The sequence below is a fragment of the Vibrio sp. 1180_3 genome (genome assembly GCF_029478545.1).
GTDB lineage: Bacteria > Pseudomonadota > Gammaproteobacteria > Enterobacterales > Vibrionaceae > Vibrio > Vibrio aestuarianus.
Window position 1 is genome coordinate 19579 of sequence record NZ_SJFM01000037.1, and the last position, 10858, is coordinate 30436.

General features: G+C 44.2%; 10 protein-coding genes and 13 tRNA genes. 18 read left to right on the top strand and 5 right to left on the bottom strand.

Annotated features, from left to right (window positions below):
* Positions 1 to 16: 16 nt before the first annotated feature.
* From EYW48_RS17685 to hemA, 5 genes are read right to left on the bottom strand one after another with little or no spacing between them, the layout of a single operon-like run.
* Positions 17 to 826, bottom strand: a complete 810-nt coding sequence (locus tag EYW48_RS17685) for a SirB1 family protein (protein WP_053311914.1) — start codon at positions 824 to 826, stop codon at positions 17 to 19.
* A gap of 18 nt (positions 827 to 844) precedes the next feature.
* Positions 845 to 1228 carry a SirB2 family protein gene (locus EYW48_RS17690; RefSeq protein ID WP_277432767.1) on the bottom strand — a complete coding sequence of 128 codons (384 nt, stop codon included), beginning with the start codon at positions 1226 to 1228 and terminating at the stop codon, positions 845 to 847.
* A gap of 11 nt (positions 1229 to 1239) precedes the next feature.
* A complete protein-coding gene (gene prmC, locus EYW48_RS17695; protein WP_171981294.1) occupies positions 1240 to 2094 on the bottom strand; it encodes a peptide chain release factor N(5)-glutamine methyltransferase in 855 nt (284 codons plus the stop codon).
* 4 nt (positions 2095 to 2098) lie between these two features.
* Positions 2099 to 3187 (bottom strand): peptide chain release factor 1, encoded by a 1089-nt coding sequence (gene prfA, locus EYW48_RS17700; RefSeq protein ID WP_053311917.1) that lies wholly within the window; start codon positions 3185 to 3187, stop codon positions 2099 to 2101.
* A 28-nt stretch (positions 3188 to 3215) separates the two neighbouring features.
* Positions 3216 to 4475: a glutamyl-tRNA reductase gene (hemA, locus tag EYW48_RS17705; protein ID WP_053311918.1), complete on the bottom strand. Its 1260-nt coding sequence runs from the start codon at positions 4473 to 4475 to the stop codon at positions 3216 to 3218.
* A 162-nt stretch (positions 4476 to 4637) separates the two neighbouring features.
* Between hemA and lolB the strand changes: the two genes are divergently transcribed.
* The 18 genes from lolB (at position 4638) to EYW48_RS17795 (ending at position 10817) form a co-directional block, all read left to right on the top strand.
* Entirely contained in the window at positions 4638 to 5252 is a 615-nt protein-coding gene (gene lolB, locus EYW48_RS17710) for a lipoprotein insertase outer membrane protein LolB (RefSeq protein ID WP_176245510.1), read from the top strand.
* A complete protein-coding gene (gene ispE / locus EYW48_RS17715; protein WP_053311920.1) occupies positions 5249 to 6115 on the top strand; it encodes a 4-(cytidine 5'-diphospho)-2-C-methyl-D-erythritol kinase in 867 nt (288 codons plus the stop codon). The genes lolB and ispE overlap by 4 nt, the downstream gene beginning before the upstream one ends.
* A 59-nt stretch (positions 6116 to 6174) precedes the next feature.
* Positions 6175 to 7119, top strand: a complete 945-nt coding sequence (locus tag EYW48_RS17720; protein ID WP_053311928.1) for a ribose-phosphate pyrophosphokinase — start codon at positions 6175 to 6177, stop codon at positions 7117 to 7119.
* A 146-nt stretch (positions 7120 to 7265) separates the two neighbouring features.
* Positions 7266 to 7856, top strand: a complete 591-nt coding sequence (gene pth / locus EYW48_RS17725; protein WP_171981291.1) for an aminoacyl-tRNA hydrolase — start codon at positions 7266 to 7268, stop codon at positions 7854 to 7856.
* 10 nt (positions 7857 to 7866) lie between these two features.
* Positions 7867 to 8958, top strand: coding sequence for a redox-regulated ATPase YchF (ychF, locus tag EYW48_RS17730; RefSeq protein WP_171981290.1), 1092 nt, complete (start codon positions 7867 to 7869; stop codon positions 8956 to 8958).
* Positions 8959 to 9250: 292 nt separating this feature from the next.
* A tRNA-Met gene (locus EYW48_RS17735) sits at positions 9251 to 9327 on the top strand.
* Between the two features lie 51 nt (positions 9328 to 9378).
* Positions 9379 to 9463, top strand: a tRNA-Leu gene (locus EYW48_RS17740).
* A gap of 25 nt (positions 9464 to 9488) precedes the next feature.
* Positions 9489 to 9563 (top strand) — tRNA-Gln (locus EYW48_RS17745).
* A 77-nt stretch (positions 9564 to 9640) separates the two neighbouring features.
* Positions 9641 to 9717, top strand: a tRNA-Met gene (locus EYW48_RS17750).
* 45 nt (positions 9718 to 9762) lie between these two features.
* Positions 9763 to 9847, top strand: a tRNA-Leu gene (locus EYW48_RS17755).
* Positions 9848 to 9870: 23 nt separating this feature from the next.
* Positions 9871 to 9955, top strand: a tRNA-Leu gene (locus EYW48_RS17760).
* A gap of 25 nt (positions 9956 to 9980) precedes the next feature.
* Positions 9981 to 10055, top strand: a tRNA-Gln gene (locus EYW48_RS17765).
* Positions 10056 to 10139: 84 nt separating this feature from the next.
* Positions 10140 to 10224: transfer RNA gene (locus EYW48_RS17770), tRNA-Leu, on the top strand.
* A gap of 25 nt (positions 10225 to 10249) precedes the next feature.
* A tRNA-Gln gene (locus tag EYW48_RS17775) sits at positions 10250 to 10324 on the top strand.
* Between the two features lie 84 nt (positions 10325 to 10408).
* Positions 10409 to 10493, top strand: a tRNA-Leu gene (locus tag EYW48_RS17780).
* 10 nt (positions 10494 to 10503) lie between these two features.
* Positions 10504 to 10580 (top strand) — tRNA-Met (locus EYW48_RS17785).
* A 52-nt stretch (positions 10581 to 10632) separates the two neighbouring features.
* Positions 10633 to 10717: transfer RNA gene (locus EYW48_RS17790), tRNA-Leu, on the top strand.
* 25 nt (positions 10718 to 10742) lie between these two features.
* A tRNA-Gln gene (locus EYW48_RS17795) sits at positions 10743 to 10817 on the top strand.
* The last annotated feature ends 41 nt before the right edge of the window (positions 10818 to 10858 follow it).

The window sequence follows — 10858 nt, forward strand, 5'->3', positions numbered from 1 at the left end:
CTCTCTTATTTGGCCGTTAATGCAGCGTAATCGCTCTAGTGCTTAATGCATCAACTTGGTTTTTTAGTAATTCTGCTGCCGGATCATTTGGGCAGTTATCAATAAAGTATTGGTAATCCGATAGCGCAATTTGATGACAGTCTAGCTGTTGATAGATAAAACCTCTATCGCGGATCTCGTAAGGGTCATCAGGAACAAACGTCAATGCTAGGTCTGTACAACGCAAAGCCAAAGTATAGTGTTCTTCCCTTAGTAGTGCGCTTTTAAGTAATGCTAGCCAACGGCCAATTATAGTTGGGTTGTCTGCGACTTCTAAGTGCTTGGGAGTTAGCTTAAAACGAGTGCCTTTATGACCAATGAGCCATGCTTTTAGCGTATGTAAGGACACCGTTTCACCGCTAAAAGGATTAATGTAGATCGGCGCTTCACCAGGCCAGCGCAGTTCTAATAAAAACTGAGTTGGAAAAGTAATTCCCTGTAGCGGAAAGCCTAATTTACTCGCAAAATAAAGCAATATCGCCCCAAGGCTCACGGGAATACCTTTACGTCGTTCAAGCACTTTATCAATGAAAGCATTTCGCGATTCATAGTAGGTATCACGATCACCAGTAAATCCCCACTCGTGATAGAAAAGACGCAATAATACCTCAAAACGCTGTTTTTCATCGCAGACTTGCGCCAAGGCCTGTTTCGCATCCGTCAATAGACGCGCTAGCTCTTGCTCTGCCCATATCTCTTTTGTCTCAGGGTTGACTGCTTTATTTAATGCAAGTGCACCTTCAACCAATTCCATGGCATCAAAATCTTCGTCGAACAATTCAAACATACTGTTGCTCTAATGCTATCAACCGAAAAACATAGGGGTTTTGGTTACGGCAATTTTGCCAGCCATTACAAGCCAACCCAAAGCCCCGAAAAATGCGAAACTACGTAGTAACTTATTGCGACCTAATTTCAAGGCAAAGAAACCTAACGCAATGTAGGCTAAAACACAGGTCAATTTCGTTGTCATCCAAGGTGCTGCTGGAGTGAATGGAATGAAACCAGACATCACCACCAAAGCTATCCCTGACAGCAGTAATAATGAATCAACAATATGTGGGAAACGTTTTAGAAATGGGTGTTGCAACCAAGCTGAATTGGCCATCATCAAGCCATAACGCACCGAAAGCAGTAACGCACTGATACAAATAGTGAGTAGATGAAAATGTTTTAATCCTTCGTACATATTATTCTCTCTTATAAACACCGATATTGACCGAGTGTTACTCGATCGTTACCAGCGTAATCCTTTTCTGTCACTACGTTATGATAACCCAGTGATACCAATATCTCTCTTACGGCTTGACCTTGATCGTAGCCATGTTCAAACACCAACCAAGCCTGAGGTTGCAAATAACCACGAGCATATTCGGTAATGTATTTGATGTCAGCTAAACCATTATCTTTGGCCACTAAAGCACTTAAAGGCTCGAAACGTACATCACCTTGAGTCAAATGCGGATCATTTTCTTCGATATAGGGTGGGTTTGAGACAATCAAAGCAAACTTTGTACCGGGCTCAATAGGTTCAAACCAGCTACCTTGTAAAAAAGTGACGTTAGTAATAGCCAAACACTGTGCATTCTCTGTAGCCAAAGCTTGTGCTTCTGGACGTAAATCAACGCCAACCACTCTGCGCCCTGGCAGTTCAGAGGCAAGCGCAAGCGCAATCGCCCCAGTGCCGGTACCAAGGTCAAGGATATCACCATCAATCTGATTGCTTTTAGCTAACGCCACCTCAACCAAACGTTCGGTATCCGGGCGAGGAATTAAGGTTGATGGCGCAACCTTGAGCGGCAATGACCAAAACTCACGCTCCCCGACAATATAGGCAATAGGTTCGCCAGCAAAACGACGACTCAACAGCTGTTCGAAATGCTGTTGCTGTTCTGCTGTCAATAGCTTTTCTGGCCACGTTAATAAGTATGAACGTGGTTTGTCGAGCACATGGCACATCAGAACAGCGGCATCGACAGAAGGTGAATCACTACCGCTTTCTTGGAGTTGAGTCGTTGCCGCTTTCAGAACAATTTCAATGCTAGGTGTAGACATCGAATTAGTTTTGATCCGCTAACGCAGCAAGTTGATCTGCTTGGAATTCTTGAATGATTGGATCAATCAAACTTTGCAAATCACCTTCCATCACTTCGTTTAAGCGGTAAATAGTTAAGTTAATACGGTGGTCTGAAACACGGCCTTGTGGGTAATTATAAGTACGGATACGGTCACTACGGTCACCAGAACCCAATAAGTTACGACGGGTATCAGATACCTCCGCAGCACGCTTGGCTTCTTCGGCTTTGGCGATACGCGCAGCAAGCACAGCCATCGCTTTCGCTTTGTTCTTATGTTGTGAGCGCTCATCTTGGCACTCAACCACAGTTCCTGTTGGTAAGTGAGTAATACGAATAGCAGAATCTGTGGTGTTAACGTGCTGACCACCCGCACCAGAAGAGCGGAAGGTATCAATTTTCAAATCACTGGCTTTGATTTCTGGCAGTTCCGCTTCTGGGATCTCAGGCATGATCGCAACCGTACATGCCGAGGTATGTACACGACCTTGAGATTCTGTCGCAGGAACGCGCTGTACGCGGTGACCACCAGATTCAAACTTCAATACGCCATAAGCACCGTCGCCGCTCACTTTAGCAATCATTTCTTTATAGCCACCATGTTCAGCGTCACTGGCCGACATCACTTCAATACGCCACCCTTTTTTCTCTGCATAGCGGCTGTACATGCGGAATAGATCACCAGCGAAAATCCCAGCTTCGTCACCACCTGCGCCAGCACGAATTTCAAGGAAGCAGTTACGGTCATCATTTGGATCTTTTGGTAACAATAGAATTTGTAATTCATCCGTCAGTTTTTCAATCGCGGCTTTGGCTTCCTTGATCTCTTCTTGAGCCATTTCGCGCATTTCTGCATCATCTTCTTTAGTCATCTCTTCAGCGGCAAGCAGATCTTCTTGCGCTTGCTGATAGGCTTGAAAACACTTAGTGACTTCTTCAAGCTGAGAGTACTCTTTAGACAAAGTACGGAATTTATTTTGGTCACCAATGACAGTTGGATCACCAAGTAGATGTTGAACTTCTTCATAACGCTCAACAAGGGATTCAAGCTTAACTAAAATCGACGCTTTCATAGTTTCTTCTTTAACTCGGAATGACGGATTAGCGAGGGTCGTCTAGACCCAAACTTTGTCTAATAATGGCCAATTTAGCCGGTTCACCTAACTCTGCCGCACTTTGCAGTGCTCGAGTTGGTATATGGATTAATTTGTTGGTGAGCTTGTTGCTAAATTCAAGTAACACTTTTTCAGGATCTGCCCCTGCAGCCAATGCTTGTAAGCTTTTAGTCAGCAGTTCTTCACGAACTTCGTTCGCGGAGTGACGGTATTCTCTTATGCTGTCAACAGCCTGTAAGGAGCGCATCCAACTCATAAAGGCTGCACTTTCTTCGCTGACTATCGCTTCAGCTTGAATCGCTTCAACCTTACGCTGCTGCATATTACTGTCGACGATCGACTGCAAGTCATCAACGGTATACAAATACGCATCACTCAAATCACCCACTTGCGATTCAATATCACGAGGAACCGCGATATCAATCAATAGCATAGGCTGATGACGACGAGCTTTGATCGCCGTTTCCACCATCCCTTTACCGATAATCGGTAGCGGGCTTGCAGTGGAACTGATCACAATATCGGCATGCGCGAGATAGTCAGGAATTTCATTAAGAGCAATCACTTCAGCCGCAAATTGATTCGCCAAATTCATCGCTCGCTCACGAGTTCGGTTAGCCACGATCATACGTTTGCAATTATGCCCAGCCAAGTGTTTCGCAACTAATTCAATAGTTTCGCCAGCCCCCACTAACAGCACGGTTGAATCTGAAAGTGATTCAAAAATCTGTTTTGCTAACGTGCAAGCGGCATACGCAACCGAAACGGCGCTGCCACCAATTTCAGTTTCAGTGCGCACACGTTTCGCGACAGAAAATGCTTTTTGGAAAAGTTTTTCAATCGCAGAATCTGCCGCGTTATTGTCGCGCGCATCAGAATAGGCTTGTTTCACTTGTCCTAAAATCTGTGGTTCACCTAAAACGAGAGAATCTAAACCACAGGACACACGCATCAAATGGCGAATCGCCGCCTGCTCTTCATGAATGTACAAGCTCGGTTTTAGCTCTTCAGGACTCACCTGATGAAACTGAGATAACCAATCAATAACCTTACTTTTGCTTGATGATTTCACATCACAATAAATTTCAGTTCGGTTGCAGGTAGACAAAATAACGCTACCTTCGACGCTGGAACTGGATGCCAGCTGCTGTAAGGCATCTGACAATTTATCAGGGCCAAACGCCACTTTTTCTCGCAGTTCTACCGACGCTGTATTGTGATTAATTCCAATAGCAAGCAAGGACATCTATAGAAGGTTCTCAGATTCATGAAATAGAAATAGGTGCGGAATTTTACTTTATGCCCTGTTTTAATGAAAGGGCAACAGGGATTTGTTTTCCCGACTTCGTGAGATCAATGATATAGTAATGCTGTTTTTACCCTTTAACTGCGTAAATAACGAGCATACATGAATCACGTTAAACGACTTATTATCGCCTTCTTTACTTTCGGCGTTCTCTTTGGCTGTTCAAGCCTACCTGAACAGATAACCTCTGTTGAATGGCTGTCACATCAGCAGCAGTTACAGAAAATCACTCAATATCAAGTTTCCGGCAAGTTAGGTTACATCTCACCACAACAGCGACAATCTCTGAATTTTTTCTGGCAAAAGCAGCAAGATAGCAGCCAGTTACGTCTATCTACCTTTCTTGGGCAAACCGTACTGAATTTATCTATCACTCCACAAGGTGCCACCGCAGAAACGTATGATGACCAAGTATTAAGCGCTGTAAATGCCGATGCACTAGTCTATCAACTCACGGGGTTAGAAATCCCAATTGAACAGTTACAATATTGGCTATTAGGGTTACCCAATCAAGCCGATAGCTACCAACTCAATGACTCAAATACTCTCGCGTTTGTAGATAAAACCATTGCGGCAACACCATGGCATTTAGATTATCAACAATACCAATTTCAACAATTTGCCGACCAAACCATTCCACTACCGAGCAAAATGAAATTAAAACAGGCAAATACATCATTAAACATTGTTATCTCTAAATGGATATTGACACCATGATAACCAAAGCGACACGTTGGCCTTCTCCAGCAAAACTTAACTTATTTCTTTATATCACAGGGCAAAGAGATAACGGCTATCACGAACTTCAAACTCTGTTTCAATTTCTCGACTTTGGCGATGAACTCACCATCACGGCAAATTTATCGGGGGAAATTACGCTAACACCAAACCTTCCAGGTGTCTCATTAACGGATAATTTGATCTGGAAAGCAGCAAATGCATTACAAAAACAGACTAACTGTTCATTTGGTGCTGATATCCAATTAACTAAAGTACTACCGATGGGCGGTGGTATTGGTGGCGGCTCTTCCAATGCCGCGACGGTTTTAGTTGCGCTCAATTATCTATGGCAAACTCATTTAAGTGATGCAGAACTTGCCGAAATTGGCCTGCATCTCGGTGCCGATGTGCCCGTTTTTGTGCATGGCTTCGCTGCGTTTGCCGAAGGTGTTGGTGAAAAACTGACCCAAACTGAACCTGATGAAAAAGTTTACCTAGTGATTCGACCGAATGTCAGCATTGCAACCAAAGATATATTTTCTCACCCACAATTGATAAGAAACACGCCAAAGCGAGAGCTAGCAACGCTTCTTGAACTGCCTTACGAAAACGATTGCGAAAAAATTGTCCGAATGCTGTACCCAGAGGTTGATAAGCAACTTTCATGGCTGCTACAATACGCGCCGTCAAGATTGACTGGGACAGGGTCTTGCGTTTTTGCAGAATTTTCAAGCAAGAAAGAAGCTGAGTCTGTCCTTGCTAAACTTCCTGACACCGTCTCTGCGTTTGTCGCCCTCGGGCGTAACATTTCGCCACTGAAAGAGACGCTGGCTGAATACCAATCGGCCCAATATCGATGATAAATGTCGATATAAACCCAACCTATTTAAAAACTGGACGCAACCCTGAGGTTTCCACCGTGCCTGATATGAAGCTATTTGCTGGTAACGCCACACCTGAACTAGCCCAACGTATTGCTGAACGTCTATACATCTCTCTTGGTGATGCTACTGTTTCTCGCTTTTCTGACGGCGAAGTTGCAGTGCAAATCAACGAAAATGTTCGTGGTAGCGATGTATTTATTATTCAATCTACTTGTGCTCCTACTAATGACAACCTAATGGAATTAGTAGTGATGATTGATGCAATGCGCCGTGCTTCAGCAGGCCGTATTACTGCTGTCATCCCATATTTTGGTTATGCTCGTCAAGATCGCCGTGTGCGTTCTGCCCGTGTACCAATCACTGCAAAAGTTGTTGCAGATTTCCTTTCTAACGTTGGTGTTGACCGCGTTCTCACTATCGACCTACATGCAGAGCAAATCCAAGGCTTCTTCGATGTACCAGTTGACAATATCTTCGGTACCCCAGTACTGCTTGAAGATATGAGATCTCGCGGTTTAGAAGATCCAGTTGTCGTATCACCTGACCTTGGTGGCGTGGTTCGCGCTCGTGCAACAGCAAAAGCGCTTGGTGACATCGATATCGCTATTGTTGATAAACGTCGTCCACGTGCAAATGTTTCAGAAGTGATGAACCTTATCGGGGATGTTGAAGGCCGCGACTGCGTTATCGTTGATGATATGATCGACACCGGCGGTACACTATGTAAAGCAGCAGAAGCACTTAAAGAGCGTGGAGCAAAACGCGTATTTGCTTACGCAACTCACGCTGTATTCTCTGGCAATGCTGCGAAAAACATCAAGAACTCAGTGTTAGACCAAGTAATCGTTACTGACTCTATTACTCTATCTAAAGAGATGGCAGCAACAGGTAAAGTGACACAACTAACGCTATCAAGCATGCTTGCAGAAGCTATTCGTCGCATTAGTAACGAAGAATCTATCTCAGCAATGTTTAACTAAACCGCGTTTAGTTACTAACAGAACACATCTATCAAGCACTTCATGCCAAAATGAAGTGCTTTTTTTATCTGTTATTTTCGCGTCTCGCACCATCTCTATTTTGTGCTATCATACCGCGCTTTTGATATTCCTAAGAGATCCTAACCTTGAGTCAACAAATCAAACTCCTTGTTGGACTGGCGAATCCTGGTCCTGAATACGCCAAAACCAGACACAATGCTGGCGCTTGGGTAGTAGAAGAGTTAGCCCGAGTACACAATGTTACATTGAAAAATGAAGCCAAATTCTTCGGACTTACTGGTCGTATTCTAGTTAACGGTGAAGATCTACGTTTACTTATCCCGACAACTTTCATGAATTTATCGGGTAAAGCCGTTGCTGCTGTGGCTAAGTTTTATCAGATCAAACCTGAAGAAATAATGGTCGCACATGATGAACTCGACCTACCGCCCGGTATCGCTAAATTTAAAATGGGTGGTGGTCATGGTGGGCACAATGGGCTTCGCGACACGATTAGCAAACTGGGGAATAGCAAAGATTTCTATCGTCTTCGGATCGGCATTGGTCATCCGGGGCACAAAGATAAAGTAGCAGGCTATGTTTTAGGTAAGGCACCAGCCAAAGAGCAAGAGTGCCTAGAAGCCGTAGTAGATGAATCCGTTCGCTGCTTCGATATTTTACTAAAAGATGGTTTAACTAAAGCACAAAATCGCTTACATACGTTCAAAGCAGAATAAGGTTACAGTCATGGGTTTTAAATGTGGCATCGTTGGTCTACCAAACGTGGGCAAATCAACATTGTTTAATGCACTTACTAAAGCGGGTATCGAAGCTGCAAACTTCCCGTTTTGTACTATCGAGCCAAACACCGGTGTGGTTCCAGTTCCAGACCTTCGTCTTGATGCTCTGGCAAAAATCGTAAATCCTGAGCGTATTCTACCGACCACGATGGAATTCGTAGATATCGCAGGCCTTGTTGCTGGTGCATCTAAAGGTGAAGGCTTAGGAAATAAATTCCTAGCTAACATCCGTGAAACTGACGCTATCGGCCACGTTGTTCGTTGTTTTGAGAATGAAAACATCGTGCACGTTGCAGGTAAAGTTTCACCGATTGAAGATATTGAAGTTATCAACCTAGAACTAGCACTGGCTGACCTAGATAGCTGCGAACGAGCAATGCAACGCCAAGCAAAAAAAGCTAAAGGCGGTGATAAAGATGCTAAATTTGAACTAGCTGTTCTAGAAAAACTTCTGCCAGTTCTTACTGAAGGTGGCATGGCTCGTACGGTTAATCTTTCAAAAGAAGAATTAGTAGCGGTCGGTTACCTGAATTTCCTAACGTTAAAACCAACCATGTACATCGCAAACGTTAGTGAAGACGGTTTCGATAACAACCCGTATCTTGATGCTGTGCGTGAATTTGCTGAAAAAGAGAATAACGTTGTTGTTGCTGTATGCGCGGCCATTGAATCAGAGCTTTCTGAACTTGACGATGAAGATCGTGAAGAATTTTTAGAAGATCTCGGCATTGAAGAACCTGGCCTAAACCGCGTGATCCGTTCTGGTTATGAACTACTGACTCTACAAACCTACTTTACAGCAGGTGTTAAAGAAGTTCGAGCATGGACAATTCCTGTCGGTGCAACCGCGCCACAAGCAGCGGGGAAAATTCACACCGACTTTGAACGCGGCTTCATTCGAGCTGAAGTGGTTGGTTACAATGATTTCATCCAATATAACGGTGAAAGCGGCGCAAAAGAAGCAGGTAAATGGCGTCTTGAAGGTAAAGATTACATCGTAAAAGATGGCGATGTTATCCACTTCCGTTTCAACGTGTAAATAACTCGTTAATCAGTGTTTAACACCCCTTTAAAAGCCAGCAGTTTGTGTTGGCTTTTTTGTTTTTTCTACAAAGCAGACCTTCCCGTGAGGCCTAGTAAAAACAAATAAGATTGCCGTATTAGTGCCTGTTTTTGATCACAAACACGTCTCTTTGTTCAAAAAAAGTTCGAACGGCTATTTTCAGAGAATTTATTCAAAAAAACTATTGACGCTCCTAAGCCATATCCGCATAATGCGCTCCGTTCTCAACGTTAAGCAAAACTTAAAAAAGAGAGCAAAAAAGGAAAATGGCTACGTAGCTCAGTTGGTTAGAGCACATCACTCATAATGATGGGGTCACAGGTTCGAATCCCGTCGTAGCCACCATTTCCTAAGTGTTTTTTCTGAACTTTCAGAATGAAAACCTTTAGGAAAGTTGCGGAAGTGGCGAAATTGGTAGACGCACCAGATTTAGGTTCTGGCGCCGCAAGGTGTGAGAGTTCAAGTCTCTCCTTCCGCACCATTATTTAGATGAGTAATCATCTTGCAGGGCTATCGCCAAGCGGTAAGGCAGCGGCTTTTGATGCCGCCATCCCCTGGTTCGAATCCAGGTAGCCCTGCCATTTTCAAAAGTGTTGTATTTGAAAAAATATTGGCACTCGGATTGAGATTGTATTATATTGTCTCGCTCCAAAAACATGGCTACGTAGCTCAGTTGGTTAGAGCACATCACTCATAATGATGGGGTCACAGGTTCGAATCCCGTCGTAGCCACCATAATTCAGTTATTCGCGTTAGTGGGTAGCTTATAGATATCGAGCTGCGGAAGTGGCGAAATTGGTAGACGCACCAGATTTAGGTTCTGGCGCCGTAAGGTGTGAGAGTTCAAGTCTCTCCTTCCGCACCATCTCGATTATCTAACAATAATTTGCGGAAATGGCGAAATTGGTAGACGCACCAGATTTAGGTTCTGGCGCCGCAAGGTGTGAGAGTTCAAGTCTCTCTTTCCGCACCATTATTTAGATGAGCAATCATCTTGCAGGGCTATCGCCAAGCGGTAAGGCAGCGGCTTTTGATGCCGCCATCCCCTGGTTCGAATCCAGGTAGCCCTGCCATTATTTAAATGGTTAGCTTTAACACGCTGAACATGACAACGATTGGTTGGATCTCCAATTTCCAGTTAATCTACAGAATAAGTTGCGGAAGTGGCGAAATTGGTAGACGCACCAGATTTAGGTTCTGGCGCCGCAAGGTGTGAGAGTTCAAGTCTCTCCTTCCGCACCATTATTTAGATGAGCAATCATCTTGCAGGGCTATCGCCAAGCGGTAAGGCAGCGGCTTTTGATGCCGCCATTCCCTGGTTCGAATCCAGGTAGCCCTGCCATTATTTAAATGGTTAGCTTCTATAAGCTGAACATGACAACGATTGATTGGATCTCCAATTTCCAGTTAATCTACAGAATAAGTTGCGGAAGTGGCGAAATTGGTAGACGCACCAGATTTAGGTTCTGGCGCCGTAAGGTGTGAGAGTTCAAGTCTCTCCTTCCGCACCATTTTTTTAATGGCTACGTAGCTCAGTTGGTTAGAGCACATCACTCATAATGATGGGGTCACAGGTTCGAATCCCGTCGTAGCCACCATATACAACGATTAATTGGTTCTCCAATTACCAGTTAATCTACAGAATAAGTTGCGGAAGTGGCGAAATTGGTAGACGCACCAGATTTAGGTTCTGGCGCCGCAAGGTGTGAGAGTTCAAGTCTCTCCTTCCGCACCATTATTTAGATGAGTAATCATCTTGCAGGGCTATCGCCAAGCGGTAAGGCAGCGGCTTTTGATGCCGCCATTCCCTGGTTCGAATCCAGGTAGCCCTGCCATTATTTAAATGGTTAGCTTCAATAGGCTGAACATGACAACG